At 66.3% G+C, this 18,972-nt stretch carries 18 protein-coding genes; 9 read left to right on the top strand and 9 right to left on the bottom strand.

The genetic code is table 11. The annotated features are described in order from the left end of the window. Nucleotides 1-10: 10 nt before the first annotated feature. Nucleotides 11-175: a Flp family type IVb pilin gene (locus tag AB4Z51_RS28545; RefSeq protein ID WP_028149628.1), complete on the top strand. Its 165-nt coding sequence runs from the start codon at nucleotides 11-13 to the stop codon at nucleotides 173-175. Here AB4Z51_RS28545 and AB4Z51_RS28540 read toward each other — a convergent pair. After that, nucleotides 156-1,412 (bottom strand): MFS transporter, encoded by a 1,257-nt coding sequence (locus AB4Z51_RS28540; protein ID WP_135213793.1) that lies wholly within the window; start codon nucleotides 1,410-1,412, stop codon nucleotides 156-158. The two genes, AB4Z51_RS28545 and AB4Z51_RS28540, sit on opposite strands and share 20 nt — an antisense overlap. After that, nucleotides 1,409-2,824, bottom strand: coding sequence for an amidase (locus AB4Z51_RS28535; RefSeq protein ID WP_441498447.1), 1,416 nt, complete (start codon nucleotides 2,822-2,824; stop codon nucleotides 1,409-1,411). The genes AB4Z51_RS28540 and AB4Z51_RS28535 overlap by 4 nt, the downstream gene beginning before the upstream one ends. Nucleotides 2,825-2,963: 139 nt before the next feature. On the opposite strand from AB4Z51_RS28535, the gene AB4Z51_RS28530 reads away from it, so the two are divergent. Further along, a complete protein-coding gene (locus tag AB4Z51_RS28530) occupies nucleotides 2,964-3,557 on the top strand; it encodes a CGNR zinc finger domain-containing protein (protein ID WP_135213791.1) in 594 nt (197 codons plus the stop codon). 12 nt (nucleotides 3,558-3,569) lie between these two features. Here the strand turns inward: AB4Z51_RS28530 and moaC are convergent, their stop codons facing one another. From moaC to AB4Z51_RS28510, 4 genes are read right to left on the bottom strand one after another with little or no spacing between them, the layout of a single operon-like run. Further along, a complete protein-coding gene (gene moaC / locus AB4Z51_RS28525) occupies nucleotides 3,570-4,088 on the bottom strand; it encodes a cyclic pyranopterin monophosphate synthase MoaC (RefSeq protein WP_135213790.1) in 519 nt (172 codons plus the stop codon). Between the two features lies 1 nt (nucleotide 4,089). Further along, on the bottom strand, nucleotides 4,090-4,911 hold the full coding sequence (trpC, locus tag AB4Z51_RS28520; protein ID WP_135213789.1) for an indole-3-glycerol phosphate synthase TrpC: 822 nt from the start codon (nucleotides 4,909-4,911) through the stop codon (nucleotides 4,090-4,092). 7 nt (nucleotides 4,912-4,918) lie between these two features. Further along, complete coding sequence (trpD, locus tag AB4Z51_RS28515) at nucleotides 4,919-5,932, bottom strand: anthranilate phosphoribosyltransferase (protein ID WP_166341966.1); 1,014 nt, start codon at nucleotides 5,930-5,932, stop codon at nucleotides 4,919-4,921. Between the two features lie 14 nt (nucleotides 5,933-5,946). Beyond that, nucleotides 5,947-7,845: a SurA N-terminal domain-containing protein gene (locus tag AB4Z51_RS28510; protein WP_135213787.1), complete on the bottom strand. Its 1,899-nt coding sequence runs from the start codon at nucleotides 7,843-7,845 to the stop codon at nucleotides 5,947-5,949. Between the two features lie 222 nt (nucleotides 7,846-8,067). Between AB4Z51_RS28510 and tpiA the strand changes: the two genes are divergently transcribed. From tpiA to AB4Z51_RS28495, 3 genes are all read left to right on the top strand, one after another. Continuing rightward, nucleotides 8,068-8,823 carry a triose-phosphate isomerase gene (gene tpiA, locus AB4Z51_RS28505; RefSeq protein WP_135213786.1) on the top strand — a complete coding sequence of 252 codons (756 nt, stop codon included), beginning with the start codon at nucleotides 8,068-8,070 and terminating at the stop codon, nucleotides 8,821-8,823. A 140-nt stretch (nucleotides 8,824-8,963) separates the two neighbouring features. After that, the gene (gene secG, locus AB4Z51_RS28500) at nucleotides 8,964-9,350 is read left to right on the top strand and encodes a preprotein translocase subunit SecG (protein WP_063983061.1); all 387 of its coding nucleotides are present in this window, start codon (nucleotides 8,964-8,966) and stop codon (nucleotides 9,348-9,350) included. A gap of 166 nt (nucleotides 9,351-9,516) precedes the next feature. Further along, nucleotides 9,517-11,148, top strand: coding sequence for a CTP synthase (locus AB4Z51_RS28495; RefSeq protein WP_014494987.1), 1,632 nt, complete (start codon nucleotides 9,517-9,519; stop codon nucleotides 11,146-11,148). Between the two features lie 4 nt (nucleotides 11,149-11,152). On the opposite strand, the gene AB4Z51_RS28490 is transcribed toward AB4Z51_RS28495, so the two are convergent. The 3 genes from AB4Z51_RS28490 to AB4Z51_RS28480 form a co-directional block, all read right to left on the bottom strand. Beyond that, on the bottom strand, nucleotides 11,153-11,815 hold the full coding sequence (locus AB4Z51_RS28490) for a class I SAM-dependent methyltransferase (protein WP_167767912.1): 663 nt from the start codon (nucleotides 11,813-11,815) through the stop codon (nucleotides 11,153-11,155). Nucleotides 11,816-11,924: 109 nt separating this feature from the next. Continuing rightward, complete coding sequence (locus AB4Z51_RS28485; protein WP_135213784.1) at nucleotides 11,925-13,301, bottom strand: sensor histidine kinase; 1,377 nt, start codon at nucleotides 13,299-13,301, stop codon at nucleotides 11,925-11,927. Continuing rightward, nucleotides 13,298-13,972 carry a response regulator transcription factor gene (locus AB4Z51_RS28480; protein ID WP_135213871.1) on the bottom strand — a complete coding sequence of 225 codons (675 nt, stop codon included), beginning with the start codon at nucleotides 13,970-13,972 and terminating at the stop codon, nucleotides 13,298-13,300. Before AB4Z51_RS28480 ends, AB4Z51_RS28485 begins: the two co-directional genes overlap by 4 nt. A 184-nt stretch (nucleotides 13,973-14,156) precedes the next feature. Here AB4Z51_RS28480 and AB4Z51_RS28475 point away from each other — a divergent pair, with 184 nt between their 5' ends. The 4 genes from AB4Z51_RS28475 to AB4Z51_RS28460 all read left to right on the top strand — a co-directional run bounded on the left by AB4Z51_RS28475 (nucleotide 14,157) and on the right by AB4Z51_RS28460 (nucleotide 18,906). Beyond that, the gene (locus tag AB4Z51_RS28475) at nucleotides 14,157-14,483 is read left to right on the top strand and encodes an NIPSNAP family protein (protein ID WP_063983065.1); all 327 of its coding nucleotides are present in this window, start codon (nucleotides 14,157-14,159) and stop codon (nucleotides 14,481-14,483) included. Nucleotides 14,484-14,611: 128 nt separating this feature from the next. Further along, nucleotides 14,612-15,463, top strand: a complete 852-nt coding sequence (kdsA, locus tag AB4Z51_RS28470; protein ID WP_135213783.1) for a 3-deoxy-8-phosphooctulonate synthase — start codon at nucleotides 14,612-14,614, stop codon at nucleotides 15,461-15,463. Continuing rightward, a complete protein-coding gene (locus AB4Z51_RS28465) occupies nucleotides 15,463-16,674 on the top strand; it encodes an MFS transporter (protein ID WP_441498446.1) in 1,212 nt (403 codons plus the stop codon). The genes kdsA and AB4Z51_RS28465 overlap by 1 nt, the downstream gene beginning before the upstream one ends. Nucleotides 16,675-16,812: 138 nt before the next feature. Further along, a complete protein-coding gene (locus tag AB4Z51_RS28460; protein ID WP_135213781.1) occupies nucleotides 16,813-18,906 on the top strand; it encodes a methyl-accepting chemotaxis protein in 2,094 nt (697 codons plus the stop codon). Nucleotides 18,907-18,972: the final 66 nt, after the last annotated feature.

Below are 18,972 nucleotides of genomic sequence, written 5' to 3'. Positions count from 1 at the left end.
GACACGAACGATGACAAACACCTTGAAGAACTTCCTGGCCGACGAGCGTGGTGCGACCGCGATCGAATACGGCCTGATTGCCGCCGGCATCGCGCTGGCCATCATTTCCGTCGTGAACGGCATGGGCTCCAAGCTTAACGCCAAATTCGGGTCGATCAGCTCTTCGCTGCGCTGATCGCGTGGGCTCCGCTGCGCGCCAGTATCGCCGCCACGATCAGCGCCGCGACGACGTTCGCGGCGGCGCTGATCAGGATCGGCAACGTATAGCTGTGGTTGACGTCATAGGCGAAGCCGGCCGCACTCGGACCAACCAGCGTGCCGAACGCCACGCTGGTGTAGAGAATACCGATGATTCCGCTGACGTTGCGTCCGCCAAAATAGTCCATGACCACCGCGGGCAGCACCGCGACCCAGCCGCCGTAGAACACGCCGTAGACGAAGGCAAAAGCGGCGAGGGTCCAGACATCGGCGGCGATGGCCCAGATCGCCATCGCGAACGCCATTCCGACCAGGACCATGATGAGCGAGCGATCGCGGCCCATCCGGTCGGCGAGCGCGCCGAGAAAGAAGCGGCCAGCGGTGCTGCCGGCCCCGATCACGCCGAGCAGCAGCACCGCAGAAGACGCCGCGACCCCGTGGTCGCGCGCGTAAGGCACGAGATGGACGAACGGGACGAAGGCGCCGAACGAGCAGACCAGACACGATGCGTAGAGGGCGATGAACCGCGTCGACCGGACGGCCTCGCGCACCGAAGCGCCGCCGGCATTGCTTGCGCCCGCGGCCTCGCGAGGCGGATCACCGTCGGGTCCGAGGCCGCGGTGCTTCGGATCGTTCTCGATCAGCAGCGACGCTCCGCCGCCCAGCACCAGCGCGATCGCGCCCAGCACCAGATAGGCGCCGCGCCAGCCCACCGATGCGATCAACAATGAGGCGAGCGGCGGCATCGCCAGCGTACCGAGCCCGATGCCGCTCACCGCGAGCCCGGAGGCGAAGCCGCGGCGCTTGACGAACCAGCGCTGCACCGCGCCGATCGCGGGAACATAGGCGCAGCCGAGGCCGAGGCCGACGCCCAGCCCGTAGGCGAGATAGACCTCGACAAGGGAACGTGCCGCGCTCGCGGCCGCAAGTCCGACCGCGATCAGTATCATGCCGGCTATGGCCAGCGGACGCGAGCCGAACCGGTCGGCGAGGGGACCGCTGACGAGTCCGAGCGCGAAGTACAGAAAGCCCGCAATCGAAAACACGAGCGAGATTGAACCGCGCGAGGCGCCGAAATCGCGCTGGAGCGGCTCCAGAAATGCGCTGAACGTGTAGGCGGAGCCGAAGCCGACAAACATGACGGCAAATGCCGCCGCGACGACGAACCAGCCATGGAAAATGCCTCGCTGAGCGAGCGTGGATTGAATGGTCAATGCTGCCTCCGCGAGGTGAGGGAAGGATGGCGACGGTGCCAGGACGTGGCACGCTGGAACGCCGCGCCGGCGCGCACGAGCATGGCCTCGCCGAGATGAGCGGCGACGAGCTGGAACGCGATCGGCAGTCCGTCTGCCGATGCACCACCCGGTAGCGTGATCGTGGGATGACCGGTCATGTCGAACGGACAGGTGTAGCGCTGCAGCTTCGCGATCAGATCCGGCTGCTCGCCGAGCGTCTGGATCATGGCGAGCGTCACCGGCGGGAACGGGTGTACCGGGATCAGCAGCAGGTCAATGGTCTCGAACAGCGCGGTGACGCGGCCGCGCAGCGCCAGCCGCCGCAGCAGGATCTTCTGATAATCGAGAGCGGACAGCGCGCGGCCGGCCTCGATCAGCGAGGCGAGCATCGGGCCGTACTCGTTCTTGCGGGCAGGATAGGTCGTCTCGTGCGCGACCGCAGCCTCCACCGCACAATTCGGTGTCCAGTCGGCAATCGCCTGCACTACGTCAGGAAATCTGACATCGACGATGTCGGCGCCTAGCGCGCGGAACGCGTCGATGGCGTCTGCCAGCACGTGCTGTGTCGTAACGTCCACGTCGTCGCTGTTCCAGGCGGCATCGACGCCGATCCGCAAGCCCCGCACGTCCTGTGCGGCCGCGGCCAGATAGTCGGGCACCGGATTGAACACCGAGGTGGGGTCGTTGGGGTCGTGTCCGGCAATGACGCCGAGCAGCGCGCCCGCATCGGCCGCGCTGCGGCCGATCGGTCCGACATGGTCGAGCGTCGCGGCCAGCTCGAAGGCGCCGTGTCGGCTGACGCGACCCCAGCTCGGCTTCAATCCGGTCAGCCCGTTGGCGGCGCAGGGCCAGCGGATCGAACCGCCGGTGTCGGAGCCGAGCGAGCCGAAGCAAAGCCCGGCAGCGGTTGYGACCGCCGAGCCACTGGACGAAATGCCCGGCCAGTAACTCGCATTCCACGGATTCTTCGGCGGCGTCACCAATGGATGGTGATCGGAATAGGCGCCCTCGGTGAGTTGCAGCTTGCCGAGTATCACGGCGCCTGCGTCCTTGAGCCGGCGCACGACGGTTGCGTCTTCGTGGGGACGAAAGTCGCGATGAAGCATGGTGCCGGCCGCCGTCGGAATGCCCTTGGTCCAGAACAGGTCCTTGAGCGCAATCGGCACGCCATGCAGCGGTCCGCGATACCGGCCCTGTGCGATTTCGGCGTCCGCGGCTTTTGCCTCTGCGATGGCGGTTTCCGCCATCACATGAACGTAGCTGCCGAGATCCCGGTCCATGGCGTCGATACGGTCGAGTTGCGCGCGCGTCACGTCCAGCGCGGAGATGTCGCGCGCCCTGAGGCGCGCTGCGAGCGCGGTGAGTTCGAGATAGTGCAGGGCATCGGCCATCGGCTCGGGGTCTCCGTTCTGGTGATCGCAATGGGCGCTCGATCCCGAAGGATTCGACACCAGTATAATTAGGATACAGGTGTCGCTTGCTGTCAACCAGTAAATCTGTTTTACTGGTGTTCCAATCTTTGGTGTTCCGATGTCGAAAGAGTCGCGCAAATTCCAGGTTCCCGACACGCTGGCGAACGTCTACGATTTCGCCAACACGCTCGATGTTCGCCACTTCATGCATTTCGGCGTGGAGCACCCGGAGAGCGATGAGCTCGGCGGGCCGAAGGAACTTGCGGACTGGATGCGGGAACGCGGCCTTGGCGCCGAGGGCGGGCGTGTCACGCCCGCGATGTTTGAGACCGCGCTACGACTGCGCGGCGCCTTGCGCGCCTATCTGCAATGCGAGCCCGCCGAGCGGTCCCGGAACAGGAGCGTTCTCGGCACGCTCAACGAGGCGCTCGCGCCGCTTCCGTTGCGGGTGGAGGCGCGCGCAGGCCGTGGCGCGATGCTGTCGGCAGCGCGCGAGGATGCGCTCGCAGGCCTGTCGGCCATCGCGATCGAGCTCCATGACGCGACGCTTGTGGGAACGCTGGACCGGCTGAAGATGTGTGCGTCGGAAGAATGCCGCCGGGTGTTCTTCGACCGCTCGAAACCATCGACGCGGCGGTGGTGCATGTCGACGCTGTGCGGCAACCGGATGAAGACGCGCGCCTATCGCGAGCGGCAGCGCGAGGCGAAATAGATCACGCGGCGCTCAGGCGCGGTAGTGGCCCGACTTGCCGCCGAGCTTCTCGACCAGATGGATGCCCTCGATGCGCACGCCGCGTTCGACCGCCTTGATCATGTCGTAGATGGTGAGGCAGGCGACCGACACCGCCGTGAGCGCCTCCATCTCGACGCCGGTCGGGCCCGTCACCTTCACGCTGGCGCGGACGAGGCAGCCTGGCAGTTTCGGGTCGGGCTCGATGTCGACCGTGACCTTCGACAGCGCGAGGGGATGACACAGCGGGATCAGCTCCGAGGTGCGTTTGGCGGCCATGATGCCGGCGATGCGCGCGGTGCCGAGCACGTCGCCTTTCTTGGCGTTGCCCGAGACGATGAGATCAAGGGTCGCCTTGGTCATGATGACGTGGCCTTCGGCGACCGCGAGCCGCTCGGTCGCGGGCTTGTCCGACACGTCCACCATCCGCGCCTCGCCGGAGGCGCCAATATGGGTGAGGGCAGGGCCGGCTTTCGCTTTGGATTGCCTGGCCTTGGCGGGCTTGCGCGCCATGTCAGCGCGTACCCGTCGCGCGCGGCGCGTTCTCGCGCGCGAGCAGCGTGCGCGTGGCGGCGGTCACGTCGGCCTGGCGCATCAGGCTCTCGCCGACCAGGAAGGTCGACATGCCGACGCGCTCAAGCCGGGCGAGATCGGCGGGCGTGAAGATGCCACTCTCGCCCACCATCAGCCGTTCCGCAGGGATCAGCGGCGCCAGCGTCTCGCTGGTCGCGAGCGTGGTCTCAAAGGTGCGCAAATTGCGGTTGTTGACGCCGATCATCGGCGAACGCAGCTTCAGCGCGCGGTCGAGCTCGGCGCGGTCGTGGATTTCGATCAGTACGTCCATGCCGTAGGTGAGGGCGGCGTCCTCGAGATCTTTGGCTGTGGCATCGTCGAGCGCGGCCATGATGATCAGGATGCAGTCGGCGCCGTGCGCGCGCGCCTCAATCACCTGATAGGTGTCGAACATGAAATCCTTGCGCAGCACCGGGAGCGACGTCGCCGCGCGCGCCGCCACCATGAAGTCGAGATGGCCCTGGAACGAGGGTGTGTCGGTCAGGACCGACAGACAGGCCGCACCGCCGGCCTCATAGGCCTTGGCGAGCAGCGGCGGATCGAAATCGGCACGGATCAGCCCCTTCGACGGCGAGGCCTTCTTGACCTCGGCAATCAGCGCGTAGTCGCCATTGGCGTGCTTGGCCTTGATCGCGCGGACGAAGCCGCGTGGGGCTCCCTGCGCCTTGGCCTTGGCCTCGACTTCCGAGAGCGGCTGCGCGCGCTTGGCGGCTGCGATCTCTTCGCGCTTGTAGGCTTCGATCTTGGTCAGGATGTCCGACATGTCAGGCTCAGCCGTTCGAGACCGCGATCAGATGCTTCAGCCGCGCGCTCGCCGCGCCGCTGTCGAGCGACTTCGCGCCGATCGCAACGCCCTCCTTGAGGTCCTTGGCGCGGCCGGCCACGACCAGCGCGGCGGCGGCGTTGATCAGCGCGACGTCACGATAGGGGCTCGGCTTGCCGTCGAGCACGCTTTGCAAGGCGATCGCATTGGCGTCGGCGTCGCCGCCCCTGAGCGCACCGGGATCGCAGCGCGGCAGGCCGGCGTCCTCCGGCGTCACCTCGAAATTCCGGATCTCGCCATTGTGGAGCGCGGAGACGAAGGTCGGGCCGGTGAGGGTGATCTCGTCGAGACCGTCGGAGCCATGCACCACCCAGGCGGATTCCGAGCCGAGGTTTTTCAGCACCTGCGCAAGCGGCTGCACCCATTGCCGCGAGAACACGCCGACCATCTGGCGCTTGACGCCGGCCGGGTTCGACAAGGGGCCGAGCAGATTGAAGATCGTGCGTGTCGCAAGCTCGACCCGGGTCGGGCCGACGTTCTTCATCGCCGGATGGTGGGCAGGGGCGAACATGAAGCCGATGCCGCATTCGCGCACACAGCGGCCGACCTGCTCGGGCCTGAGGTCGATCTTCACGCCGAGCGACGCCAGCACGTCGGCGGCGCCCGAGCGCGACGACAGCGCACGGTTGCCGTGCTTGGCCACCGGCAGGCCGGTGCCCGAGACGATGAAGGATGCGCAGGTCGAGACGTTGACCGAGCCGGAGCCGTCACCACCGGTGCCGACAATGTCGACGGCGTCCGCGGGCGCGTCGACCGTGAGCATCTTGGAGCGCATCGCCGAGACCGCGCCGGTGATTTCGTCCACGGTCTCGCCGCGCACCCGCAGCGCCATCAGCAGGCCACCCATCTGCGAGGGCGTGGCCTCGCCGGACATCATGGCGTCGAAGGCGGAAGCCGCTTCGTCACGCGACAGGCTGGCGCCGGTCGCCACTTTTCCAATGATCGATTTCAGGTCGTCCATCGCGTGCTTTCAACTCACTGGTTCGCGCCGGTCACCTGCGCGAAGGCGGCCTGATTAATGGTGGTCCCGATGTCGGTTTCAAGCTTGTTGACGTAGGAGGCGACCTGCTCGTCGGTCAGCGCGCGGTCGAGGCTGTCCTTCAGCTTCTTCACCGCGTCGGACGCGGCGTCGACCGCGGGTTCGACGATGTCGGTGACGCGGAAGACGATTACCTCGCTGCCGCCGCTCACGGCGGTCTGTCCGACCCCGTCCTTGGCGGTGCGGAAGGCGGCCGCAACGACGTTGGCGGGCACGCCGGCGGGCGAGTCGTCGCGCTTGAAGCCGGAGGCGGTCTCGACCTTGGCGTTGATCGCGGCGGCCTCGTCAGCGAGCTTGCCGCCCTGTTCGAGCTTCTGCACCATCTCGGTCGCCTTGGTCTTCAGCTTGGCGGCGATCTGGTCCTGGCGCCAGCGCGCCTCGACCTGGTCGCGGACCTCGTCGAGATTGCGGTCGCGCGAGGGCGTGATGGCGAGCACGTCGTACCAGACATAGCCGCCCTTGAACGAGATCGCGTCGTTGTCGACGCCGACATCGGTGTTGAAGGCCTGCGACACCACGTCGAGGCCCTGCGGGATGCTGGTGACGGGCTGGCCGTTCGGGGTACGGCCGGAGCGGTCGACGGCGTCGATGGTCACGGCCGTGAGGCCGAGCTTCTGCGCCGCATCGATCACGCTGGCGCCGCCGCCGCGCTCGTCTTCCATCTTGTCGCGGAGATCGTTGACCTTGACGCGGGCGCGCTCGGTGGCGATCTCGCGCTTGATGTCGCCGACAAGGCTGGCGTAGTTCGCTTCACTGCCCGGCTCGATCTTGTCGACCTTGACGATGGACGTGCCGAGACGGCCCTGGATCGGCTGGCTGATCTCGCCCGCGGGAAGCGCGAAGGCGGCATCGCCGACCGCGGGGTCGAGCGACGATTTGGTCACGAGCCCGAGGTCGACATCGGAGCTGCTCAGCCCGCGCTCCTTGCCGAGGTCCTCGAACGACATTCCGCCGGCGAGGCGCTCGCGTGCGGCCTGCGCCTCGGCGACGTTGGGGAATACGATCTGATGGATCTGGCGCTTCTCCGGCGTGCCGAGCCGGTCCTTGCGCTGGTCGAACACCTTCTTGGCGTCCTCGTCGGAGACCTCGCTCCATTTGCCGATCTCTTCCGGCGAGACCACGACGAAGGAAATCTTGCGATATTCGGGCGCGCGGAACTGGACCTTGTGATCCTCGAAATAGGCGGCGAGGGCTTCGGGCGAGGGAGCGTCGATGGTGCCAGCCTGCGCGGCGTCGAGCCTGACGAATTCGATCGCTCGCTGCTCGTTCTGGAAGCGCGTCAGTACGTCGATCATGGCCTTCGGCGGTTCGAGGCCGGCACCGATCGTGCCGGTGATCTGCCGGCGCAGTGACACCTTGCGCTGCTCGGAGACGTAGCGCTGCTCGGTATAGCCGAAATTGCGGATCACGGCCTGGAAGCGGTTCGGATCGAAGCTGCCGCCGACGCCCTTGAAGTTGGGGTCGTTCATGATGACCTGGCGGATCTGTTCGTCGGACTGGCCGAGCCCGAGCCGGCGGGCTTCTTCGTCGAGGGCGGCTTCCGCGATCGTCTGCTGAAGCACCTGGCGGTCGAGGCCGAAGGCACGCGCCTGGTCAGGCGTCAGCGGGCGGCCGAACTGGCGGCTGATCTGTTGCAGCCGGTCGGTATAGGTCTGCCGGAACTCGTTCAACGAAATCTCGGTGCTGCCGACCTTGGCCACCGTCGACTGCCCGAAGCCTTTGAAGATATCGGCGATGCCCCAAACGCCGAAACTGATGATCAACACGCCCATCACCACGGCCATAATGGACTTGCCGAGCCAGTTTGATGAGGCCTTGCGCATTCCTCGAAGCATTTGGTCCAACTTGTTTGGCAGGAGGGGAACGGGAGCGCGTCTTAATGCAGATTCCGCAAAAGCGCGTCACCAAATTGATCAATCATCATAAAGTGGCGGCTTTCCCCCCGCAACCTCGGGCCACGCGGTCCCTCGACGCTGCGGTTAAAAGCCTTAGCTCTCTGGAACTGCCGCGACAGCTCTGCTAGCGCATGCACAAACCTCATTTTGCTGGAAATTGACATGACCGACGCCATCCGACCGCTGATCGCCGGCAATTGGAAAATGAACGGCCTCAAGGGCTCGGCTGCCGAATTCGACGCCATGCTCAAAGGCGCGGCAGAGGTGGCCGCCAAGGCCGACCTGCTGGTCTGCCCGCCCGCGACCCTGATCGCGGCCTTCGCCGACAAGGCGCGCGGCAGCAAGGTCGCGGTGGGGGCGCAGGATTGCCACCCCAAGGCCTCCGGCGCCAATACCGGCGATATCGCTGCCGAAATGCTGGCCGATGCCGGTGCGACCGCCATCATCGTCGGCCATTCCGAGCGTCGCGCCGACCACGGCGAGGGCGATGCCCTGATCCGGCAGAAGGCCGAGGCCGCCTGGCGCGCCGGCGTCACCGCGATCGTCTGCATCGGTGAGACGCAAGGCCAGCGCGATGCCGGCCAGACACTGGACATCCTGCGCGGCCAGCTCGGCGGCTCGCTGCCGGACGGCTCGACCGCCGCCAACTTGGTCGTGGCCTATGAGCCGGTCTGGGCGATCGGCACCGGCCTGACCCCGACGGCCCAGGATGTCGAGCAGATTCATGGCTTTATCCGGGAACTCCTGACCTCCCGGTTCAGGGCGGACGGGGCCAGGATGCGGATCCTCTATGGCGGCTCGGTCAAGCCGTCGAACGCGGCCGAGCTGATGTCCATGAAAAACGTCAACGGCGCGCTGGTCGGCGGCGCCAGCCTGAAGGCGGCCGATTTCCTTGCGATTGCGAAGGGCTGCCCCTAGCTAATCTCAAAGCGCGGCCGTGGCCGATCGGGGGGTGGCAATGCCTCTTCTGATCGTGTAACACCGCGCAACTTCAGGAAAACCCGCGAAGCGCGATCGGCCGCCGTCTCGGCGCTGTCGGCTTGTGACGGAAGGACACTATGCAGACTGTTGTCATCGTCATTCACCTCATGATCGTCGCCGTCATGATCGGCGCCGTCCTGCTCCAGAAGTCGGAAGGCGGCGGCCTCGGCATGGGCGGGGGCGCGGGCTTCATGTCCAGCCGCGGCACCGCGAACCTTTTGACGCGGACCACCGCGATCCTGGCTGGGGGCTTCTTCCTCACCAGCCTGTTCCTGTCCTGGCATGCCGGCTACAACCGGGCGCCTTCGTCGATCATCGGCGCGCCGGCGTCCCAGACCCAGCCGGCCGGAGGCGCCCCGATCGCGCCGCCGACCTCGGGCGGCATCCTGGATTCGCTGAAGAAGGCCGACGAACAGCAGCAGAACCAGGCGCCAGCCGGCCCGCAGGTGCCGCGCTCGCAATAAAGCAGGGGGGCCATGCAGGGCGGCTTCTACCGTCCTGCATCAAAAATCCCCATCAAGGCTCTGTCACCACTCTTAGTTTTGGCTCACCCACAGGCCCGCAAATTATTTGGGGCGGAATACGAATCGCTTTGGCGAATCGAATTCGAGGGATTAGAGGTTAAGTCCCATGGCGCGGTACATATTCATCACCGGCGGCGTGGTCTCTTCGCTCGGCAAGGGTCTGGCTTCAGCGGCACTGGGTGCCCTGTTGCAAGCCCGGGGCTACAAGGTCCGCCTCCGCAAGCTCGACCCCTATCTCAACCTCGATCCCGGAACGATGTCGCCGTATCAGCACGGCGAAGTGTTCGTGACCGATGACGGCGCGGAGACCGATCTCGATCTCGGTCACTACGAGCGCTTCACCGGCCGGCCTGCGACCAAGCAGGACAACATCACCACTGGGCGCATCTACCAGGACATCATCTCCAAGGAGCGGCGCGGCGATTATCTCGGTGCGACGATCCAGGTGGTTCCGCACGTCACCAACGCCATCAAGGAATTCGTCCTCTCCGGCAATGACGATTACGACTTCGTGCTGGTCGAGATCGGCGGCACCGTCGGCGACATCGAGGGTCTGCCTTTCTTCGAGGCGATTCGTCAGCTCAAGAACGAGCTGCCGCGCGATCATGCCGTCTACATCCATCTGACGCTGCTGCCTTACATCCCGAGTGCGGGCGAGCTGAAGACCAAGCCGACGCAGCACTCGGTGAAGGAGCTGCGCTCGATCGGCATCCAGCCGGACATCCTGCTCTGCCGCACCGACCGCGAGATCCCGAAGGAAGAGCGGCGCAAGCTCGGGCTGTTCTGCAACGTGCGCGAAAGCGCCGTGATCGAGGCGCGCGACGTCGACAACATCTACGCCGTGCCCGAGGCCTATCACAATGCGGGCCTGGACGACGAAGTGCTCGCCGCCTTCGGCATCGGCTCGCGGATTCCGCCGGAGCTGCGAAGCTGGCAGCAGATCAACGAGCGCGTCCGCAATCCCGAAGGCAACGTCACCATCGCCATCGTCGGCAAATATACCGGCATGAAGGATGCGTATAAGTCGCTGATCGAGGCGCTCTCGCATGGCGGCATCGCCAACAAGGTGAAGGTCAATCTCGACTGGATCGAGAGCGAGATCTTCGAGAAGGAAGATCCCGCGCCGTTCCTCGAACACGTCAACGGCATCCTGGTGCCGGGCGGCTTCGGCCAGCGCGGCGCCGAAGGCAAGATCCGCGCGGCGCAGTTCGCGCGTGAGCGCGACGTGCCGTATTTCGGCATCTGCTTCGGCATGCAGATGGCGGTGATCGAAGCCGCACGAAACCTCGTCGGCATCGAGGACGCCAACTCCACCGAGTTCGGCCCGACCAAGGAGCCGCTGGTCGGCCTGATGACAGAATGGCTGCGCGGCAACGAGCTCGAGAAGCGCTCCAAGGCCGGCGATCTCGGCGGCACGATGCGTCTCGGCGCCTATCCCGCGGCGCTCAATCGCGGCAGCCGCGTCTCGCAGGTCTATGGCGGCGCGACCGAGATTTCCGAGCGCCACCGCCACCGCTACGAGGTCAACACCGCCTACAAGGACCGCCTCGAGCAGCATGGGCTGAAATTCTCCGGCCTATCGCCCGACGGCGTGCTGCCGGAGATCGTCGAGTACGAGGATCATCCCTGGTTCATCGGCGTCCAGTTCCACCCCGAGCTGAAGTCGCGGCCTTTTGAGCCTCATCCTCTCTTCGCCTCGTTCATTCAGGCGGCGATGGTGCAGTCGCGGCTGGTGTGATGCCTCAGGGCGCGGCGGTGTAGTCGCGCACGAGGTGCATCGGCGCCGGCGCGACCGGCATTGAGGCATCAGGCGCAAGCGTTTCCGTGACGATCTTCATCTGCGGCCGTCGCGTCAGCTTGTAGACGGCGGCCGGCGGCATGTTCAGCAAGGCGCGATCCACCAGCTTTGCCCGCAAGCCCAGCCGGTCGAGCACCGGCCGCGGCACGGGGCAGCTCATCCCGTAGGTGAACTGATAGAACGCGCCTCCCGGGCGGACGTAACGGAACGCGCCGCCGATGATGGAGACGACCTTGCGCGTCGACATATTGAGCAGCGGCAGGCCGCTGACCACGGCGCCGACCGGCGCGCCGTCATAGAGCCGCTCCGTCGTGAGCCGTCCTGCATCCATCCACAACACGCGCGCGCCGGGAAAACGGATTTGCAGGAGCTTGGTGAAGTCCGAACCGTATTCGATCAGCGTGAGGTCCTGCTGGCGCACGCCGCGCTTCAGAAGCTTGTAGGTGAAAGCGCCGGTGCCGGGGCCGAGCTCGAGGATCGGGCCGGTCGTTGCGGTGATCTCGCGGGTGATGAGATCGGCTAGGGCAGCGCCCGAAGGCGCGATCGCGCCGACCCGCCGCGGGGCCGACATCCAGGACAGGAAGAATGAGAGGAAATCGTTGGGCATGCGCACTCCGGCATTTCGATTGCGCCTCGCAAATAAGAGGTGAGGCGGTCGAAGAGTCGCCTGAGCGCATTGCGACAGCATTGCGCTTGAGACGCAGAGACGAATTGAATCAGCCCTGTTGCAGGGGCGGCAGCGTCATCCTGAAGCACGCACCGCCGTTCGGTCCGTCCAGGACCGAAACGTGACCGCCATGGAGGAGCATGATCTCGTGCACCATGTTGAGGCCGAGGCCGGCGCCGCGATCGAGCGGCGTGAGCCGGTAGAACGGCTCGAAGATCAGCTCGCGCTGATCGGCCGGAATGCCCGCGCCCTCGTCGGTGACCTCGATGCTGGCGGGACGGCTGACGCGAATGACGATCGTGCCGCGGCGAGGGCCGTGCTGGATGGCATTCTGCACGAGGTTGGTCAGCGCGCGTTCGAGCGCGGCCGCGTCGCCGAGTACGTCGATCCGCGCCGCCGGTGCGTCGAAGGACAGCTCATAGCCAGCCGCGATCGCCAGTGGTGCGAGGTCGGCGGCAACGCCTTGCGCGACGGAGACCAGGTCGACCGACACGAATGGATGCCCGCAACGGTCGAGCCGCTGGATATCCAGCAATTGCTCGGCAAGTGTCGCGAGCCGCGCCGCATCCTCGATCAGGCGGGTCTTGTCCGGTCCCGACGGCAGCGATTCCAGCCGCGTGTTCAGGATCGCGATCGGCGTGCGCAGCTCGTGCGCGGCGTCGGCAACGAAGCGTTTGTGGCGGGCGTAACCCTGATCGAGCCGCGCGAGAGCGTCATTGACCGCGGCCACGAGCGGCACCACCTCGAGCGGAATCTGCTCCACCGACAGCCGCGCGCCGCGCTGATGGATATCGATCCGCCGGGCCTGGTCTGCGGTCGCGTCCAATCCTCTGAAAGCGCGCTGCACGACCATCGGCGTCGCGATGAACGTCGCGGTCCCCATCAACAGCAGGCCGGGGAGCGCGATGCCCAGCAACACGAGCGACGTCGTGAACACCGCCTTGGCGCCGCTGAGCTTCCCCTGCGTCGCCGTGATGACCTGCACGTTGCCGGCGGCCGTGTCGATGCGTTTCAACCGCGCCGCCGGCTTGCGTGGATCGTCCTCGAAGAGCTGCCAGCCGAGCCGCGCCTGGCTGATCTGGTCGAGGGCGCCGCCGATCCCGGCGAATTCGGCCGGCACGGAGCCTTCACTGAGCGAATTCCCCTGTCTGTCGCGAACCAGCAACCAGAGGTCGGGGGTCTCCTCGCGCAAGGCTTTCAGCTCCGCCGTCGGCCGCAGCGTCAGGCCGCCGGCTGCGTCGCGCGCGAGCGCGCTCTGCACGACGTCGATCACGCGGTCTTCGTCCCGTTGGACCAGCACGAAGCCTGTAGCGCACAGCGCGCCGATGATGACGACGACCAAAGCGACGAACAGCGCGGCCTGGAGCGAAAGCAGGCGCCAGCTCAGCCGAGAGCGCAGGCAATATGGGTCGGCGTGCCTGCTCACGGCAGTTTCTTCAGAAGATAGCCGACGCCGCGGATGCCGTGGATCTCCACGTACGCGTCGGCTTCGGCAAGCTTGCGGCGCAGTCGCGAGACATGCGTATCGAGTGCGTTCGACTGGATCTCGTCGTCGAAACTGTAGACCGCTTCCTCCAGCGCCGATCGCAGCACGGTCCGGCCCATACGGCGGACCAGGGCTTCCAGCACGAGGAGCTCCCGCCGAGGCAGTTCGAGCGGAGCCCCGTCGACGCTCGCCTCGCGATGGCCGAAGTCGAAGGCGAGGCGGCCGGCGCGAATGATGTCGGGCTGAACCCCGGCGGGCCGGCGCAACACCGCGCGCAGGCGCGCCAGCAATTCCTCCACCGCGAATGGTTTTGCCAGATAATCATCCGCCCCGCTGTCGAGCCCGGCGACGCGATCGGCGAGCTCGCCGCGTGCCGTCAACACGATGATCGGCACACCGTCGGCGCGCGCTCTCAGTTTCGGAATCAGGGCAAGACCGTCGCCGTCGGGCAGCTGGCGATCGAGCAGCACGGCGGCGTGCACGTCGGCGGAAATGGCCTCTTCGGCCTCGGCAAGCGTTGGCACGTGATCGACGATCATGTCGTACCGCTTGAGCGCCGAGGCCAGCGCCCCGGCCATCTCCGCTTCATCCTCGACGAGCAAAATCCGCATGATCCGCACCTGAGCCTCAACCGAAGCGTTGTAGCGGCAGTATCATTGCGGCAGCATTACGGGAACCGGGTGCGATCGGGGCCGGCAAGCCATGCGCCAGACGCCGCGGGCGGTATCGGGCGGGGCCGAAGACACCGTCACGGCCAGCCGTTATAACCCCCGACGTCATCAGGGAGGAACCAGAATGATCTATGAAATGCGCATCTACCGTTGCGTGCCCGGCCGCCTGCCGGCGCTCCTGAAGCGGTTCGAGACGGTCACGCTGAAGCTCTGGGAGAAGCACGGCATCAAGCAGGCCGGGTTCTTCACCACGCTGATCGGCGAATCCAACCAGGAGCTGACCTATTTCCTGGCGTGGGATTCGCTCGCCGACCGCGAAGCGAAGTGGGGCAAGTTCATGACCGACCCGGACTGGATGAAGGCGCGTGCCGAGAGCGAAGCGGACGGCCAGATCGTCGGCAACATCGTCAGCCAGCTCCTGACGCCGACCGCCTTCTCGGCGGTGAAGTAAGGGGCCGCCGGCGCAAGGGCCTCGCACGGAACCCCGGCGCAACCCTGATATTCGGGTGGCCCGGGGCGAATGGGGTTGATCCGACCCTGATGGCGGCTATGGTCGCGCCGAAACGAGGGACATTGGCCTTGAGCTCTTCGAATTCAGCGGCGCCGGTCGTCACCATTGGCACAGTCAGGTTCGGCAACGATCTGCCGATCTCGATCATTGCCGGGCCGTGCCAGCTCGAAAGCCGCCAGCATGCGCTGGAGGTGGCCTCTGCGCTGAGGGAGATCGCCGCGCGGCTGAAGATCGGGCTCGTCTACAAGACCTCGTTCGACAAGGCCAACCGCACCAGCGCGTCGGCGGCACGCGGTCTCGGGCTCGCACAGTCGCTGCCGATCTTCGCCGAGATACGCGCCTCTCTCGGCTTGCCGGTCCTGACCGACGTGCATGACGCCGCGCAGTGCGCCGAGGTGGCGCAAGCCGTGGACATCCTCCAGATCCCGGCCTTCCTGTGCCGGCAGACCGATCTGCTGCTGGCGGCTGCCGCGACGGGCAAGGTCGTCAACGTCAAGAAGGGGCAATTCCTCGCGCCCTGGGACATGGCCAATGTCGTGACCAAGATCACGACCGCAAGCAATCCCAACGTGCTCGTCACCGAGCGCGGCGCCTCGTTCGGCTACAACACACTGGTCTCCGACATGCGCGCGCTGCCGATCCTGGCGCGCACCACCGGCGCGCCCGTGATCTTCGACGCCACCCATTCAGTGCAGCAGCCGGGCGGGAAGGGGACGTCCTCGGGCGGCGAGCGTGAATTCGTGCCGGTGCTGGCCCGTGCAGCCGTCGCGGTCGGCGTTGCCGGCGTCTTCATCGAGACCCATCCCGACCCTGATCGCGCGCCATCGGACGGGCCCAACATGGTGCCGCTGCGCGAGTTCGAAGGGCTGATCCGCACGCTGATGGCATTCGACGCGGTGACGAAAAGCACAACGCGCTGATGTCCCCGCCTGYGACCGGGCCGTCGTCCGACCAGAAGTTTCCGCCCGCGATCAATATCATCGCGCTCGCTAGCTTCTCGGCGGCGTTATCCACGCGCGCGCTCGATCCCGTCCTGCCGCATGTCGCGGAAGATTTTTCGATCAGTATCACGACGGCCGCCAGCATCGCGGCCGGCTACGCCTTGATCTACGCGCTGGTTCAGCCGGTGATCGGAGCGGCTGCCGATCTGTTCGGCAAGGCGCGGTTGATGACGCTGTGCCTGGCGCTGCTTGGCGTCTCCTGCATTCTTGGCGCGGTCGCGACCACCTTCTCGGGCCTGTTCGCGAGCCGCATCCTCGCCGGGATCGCCTCCGGTGGCGTGTTTCCGGTCRCCCTCGGCCTGACCGCCGACCTCGTTGCACCCGCCAAGCGGCAGGTCGCGATCGGCCGCACGCTTGCAGGTTCGATGACCGGCAATCTGCTCGGTGCGACCGCCTCCGGCATCATCGGTGAACTCATCGGCTGGCGCGGTGTGCTCATGATGCTCGGCGCGCTCGGCCTGATCGCGGCCGTTGCGGTGGCCGCGGGCTTTCGCGGTGCCGCGCTGACGGCGCCGCCGAAGACGGATATGAAGGCCTTGCGGCAGGGCTACCGGACCATCTTCGCCAACCCCAACACGCGCTACTGCTACTCGGCGGTCTTCGTCGAGGGCTGCTGCGTATTCGGCCTGTTTCCGTTCATCGCCGCGCTGCTGTTCGATCTCGGCGAGAAGTCGCCGTCGATCGCGGGCATCGTGATCGCGGGCTTTGCGATCGGCGGACTGTTCTACACTTTCACGGTCTCACGCTTCCTGCCGTGGCTCGGCGTCAGGGGCATGATGATTGCGGGCGCGGGCCTCGTCGGACTGCAGCTCGGCGTGCTCGCCTTCGGTCCCGCATGGAAGCTGCAATTCGCCAGCATGCTGGCGATGGGCTGGGGGTTCTACATGATCCACGGCTGCCTGCAGGTGTTTGCCAGCGAGCTGTCGATCGGGGCGCGGGCGACGGCGATGTCGCTGCATTCGTTCTTCTTCTTCATGGGGCAGACCGTTGGCCCGATCGCCTATGGGCTTGGCCTCCAGCACGGTGGCAAGGTCTCGACCCTGCTCACGAGCGCCGCGATCATGGTGGCGCTTGGTCTCGTCTGCGCCCGGCTGCTCAAGCAGCGGGCACCCTCGGACGCACGGGTCTGAGGGGAGTATCGAACTACCGGTTTCCGTATTTTCCCGGAAGAGATTGGTAGCCAAAGCCGTTCAATCTTAAACCAAATCTCATCGTTCGCTCCGTAGATTGCCCGCGAACCGCGTCTTGGCGGCAATATGGATCAGTCGATGCAAAAGCAGCGTTCGGTCGCCCGCATCCTCGGGGCGGTGGTTGGATCTCTCGGTCTCGTCCTCGTCGTCATCTGCGCCTATGCGCTGAAGCTCGCGGTCACCCGCTACTCGGACAGCAACCGCATCGTCTCGCTCGCGGTCGCCAGCCGCGACCTGACCAATACGCTCGTGATTTTCCGCCTGGAGCGCGGTGACACGCTGAGCTATCTGGCGTCGGCTGCCCCCGCGCCCGACAGCGTCATGAGCAGTCTCGCCGACCAGCGAGCCACGGTGCAGAAGAATTACGCGCAGGCCTTGCAGAGCCTCGCCTCTGCTGAAGCGCCCGGTCTTGCCGAAAAGCTCGACAAGCTCCGCGGCATCTGGGCGCAGCTCGAGGAGCTGCGGCCGCGCGCGGTCACTGCGCTGAAGCAGGAGAAGGCGGCGCGCGACGCGAACCTGCAACCGAGCTGGGCCAAGATCAGCGACGCCTATATGGATGCGATCGGCGACGTCACCGCCCATGTCGACAACGCGATGACGCTGATCGATCCCGTGGTCGATCGCCTCTTGATCGCCAAGCAGGCCTCCTGGCAGGCCCGCGCCAACGCAGGTCAGACCATTCTCGTCCAGTTCTCCTCGATCCTCGCCAACAAGACCTGGACCGCCGCCGATGGCGTAACCTTCGCCGATCTGCGCGGCCGCATCCAGCAGTCCTGGGTGGTCGTGCGCGATCTCAGCCCGAATGTGGCCTCGCCCGAGCTGTTGCAGGCGATCCGTAACGCCGAGCCGGAAATCTCCGGCGCGCTCAGCGACGAACGCAATGCCATTGCGACCAAGCTGCTCGCCGGCGAGCCCGCCGGCGTCGCAGGCATCGACTACCGCGATCGTCAGCTTGTCGGCGCCAACAATGTTGTCATCGTCACGCAAACCGCGCTCGCCAACATGATCTCGCGGGCCGAAGACGGCGCCTCGCGCGCCCGCGTCAGCCTGATCCTGTTCGGCCTGCTGGTGCCGGCCTCGCTGGCGCTGACCATCGGCGGGCTGACGCTGATGCGCAACCGCGTCACCCGGCCGCTGACCGCGATCACCGGTGTCATGACCCGTTTCGCGGCGCATGATTTCGCCGGCGAGGTGCCGGGCCTCGGCCGCAATGACGAGATCGGCCGCATGGCCGCGGCGCTCCAGGTGTTCAAGGAAGCCATGATCAACGCCGAGCGCCTGTCCGGCGACCAGGCCGCCGAGCGCGTCGACAAGGAGAAGCGTGCATCCGAATTGTCCAGCCTCGTGCGGCAATTCGAGAGCCGCATCGGCCAGATGGTACAGACGTTGTCGAGCGCCTCGGGCGAGCTGGAGACGACCGCGCGCTCGATGTCGGGCACGGCAGCCGAGGCCCAGACCCAGGCCGGCTCGGCCTCGACGCTCGCCGACCAGGTCGGCGGCGGCGTGCAGACCGTGGCGGCTGCGGCGGAGGAGCTCAACGCCTCGATCCGCGAGATCAACCGTCAGGTCGAGCAGGCGACGCGCGCCACCGAGCAGGCGGTTGTCACCGTCAAGGAAACCGACAGCACCATGCGCGCGCTTGCCGACGGCGCCGATCGCATCGGCGAGGTCATCGGCCTCATCACCTCGATCGCCGGCCAGACCAACCTGCTGGCGCTGAACGCGACGATCGAGGCAGCCCGAGCCGGCGAGTCCGGTAGAGGTTTTGCGGTGGTGGCGAGCGAGGTGAAGAACCTGGCCTCCCAGACGGCGAAGGCGACCGAAGAGATCAGCGCCCAGATCACGGAGATCCAGGGGGCGACGCAGAAGGCGGTCTCGGCGATCGACGGCATCGTCAAGACCATCGAGGAGGTCTCGAGCATCAACCGCGTCATCGCCGCCGCCATCGAGGAGCAGAACAAGGCCACCGCCGAGATCGCAAACACCGTGCAGCACACGGCGGAAGCGACCTCGACCGTCACCCGCAACATCGCAACCGTGTCGTCAGCGGCGAACGAGACCGGCCGCGCCGCTTCCGGCGTGTTGAAGGCCGCCGCCAACCTGTCGAGCCAGTCGACCTCGCTGACGTCGGAGGTCGACGGCTTCATCAGCAAGGTGAGGGCGGTGGCGTAAGGGCTGCCGCGCGCTCTATCGAATGTCCTTGGCCCCCAGAGACGGCGCTTCGCGCCGCGCTGGGGT

This window comes from Bradyrhizobium sp. 2TAF36 (assembly GCF_052114925.1).
GTDB lineage: Bacteria > Pseudomonadota > Alphaproteobacteria > Rhizobiales > Xanthobacteraceae > Bradyrhizobium > Bradyrhizobium barranii.
The sequence above is the reverse complement of the archived record's forward strand: the minus strand, read 5'-3'. Positions and strand labels throughout refer to the sequence as shown.

What these genes read in the sequence shown, in the direction of transcription:
- AB4Z51_RS28545 (WP_028149628.1), top strand. Translation starts at nt 11, where the DNA reads ATGACAAACACCTTGAAGAACTTCCTGGCCGACGAGCGTGGTGCGACC.
- AB4Z51_RS28530 (WP_135213791.1), top strand. Translation starts at nt 2,964, where the DNA reads ATGTCGAAAGAGTCGCGCAAATTCCAGGTTCCCGACACGCTGGCGAAC.
- moaC (WP_135213790.1), bottom strand. Translation starts at nt 4,088, where the DNA reads ATGGCGCGCAAGCCCGCCAAGGCCAGGCAATCCAAAGCGAAAGCCGGC.
- trpC (WP_135213789.1), bottom strand. Translation starts at nt 4,911, where the DNA reads ATGTCGGACATCCTGACCAAGATCGAAGCCTACAAGCGCGAAGAGATC.
- trpD (WP_166341966.1), bottom strand. Translation starts at nt 5,932, where the DNA reads ATGGACGACCTGAAATCGATCATTGGAAAAGTGGCGACCGGCGCCAGC.
- AB4Z51_RS28510 (WP_135213787.1), bottom strand. Translation starts at nt 7,845, where the DNA reads ATGCTTCGAGGAATGCGCAAGGCCTCATCAAACTGGCTCGGCAAGTCC.
- tpiA (WP_135213786.1), top strand. Translation starts at nt 8,068, where the DNA reads ATGACCGACGCCATCCGACCGCTGATCGCCGGCAATTGGAAAATGAAC.
- secG (WP_063983061.1), top strand. Translation starts at nt 8,964, where the DNA reads ATGCAGACTGTTGTCATCGTCATTCACCTCATGATCGTCGCCGTCATG.
- AB4Z51_RS28495 (WP_014494987.1), top strand. Translation starts at nt 9,517, where the DNA reads ATGGCGCGGTACATATTCATCACCGGCGGCGTGGTCTCTTCGCTCGGC.
- AB4Z51_RS28490 (WP_167767912.1), bottom strand. Translation starts at nt 11,815, where the DNA reads ATGCCCAACGATTTCCTCTCATTCTTCCTGTCCTGGATGTCGGCCCCG.
- AB4Z51_RS28480 (WP_135213871.1), bottom strand. Translation starts at nt 13,972, where the DNA reads ATGCGGATTTTGCTCGTCGAGGATGAAGCGGAGATGGCCGGGGCGCTG.
- AB4Z51_RS28475 (WP_063983065.1), top strand. Translation starts at nt 14,157, where the DNA reads ATGATCTATGAAATGCGCATCTACCGTTGCGTGCCCGGCCGCCTGCCG.
- AB4Z51_RS28460 (WP_135213781.1), top strand. Translation starts at nt 16,813, where the DNA reads ATGCAAAAGCAGCGTTCGGTCGCCCGCATCCTCGGGGCGGTGGTTGGA.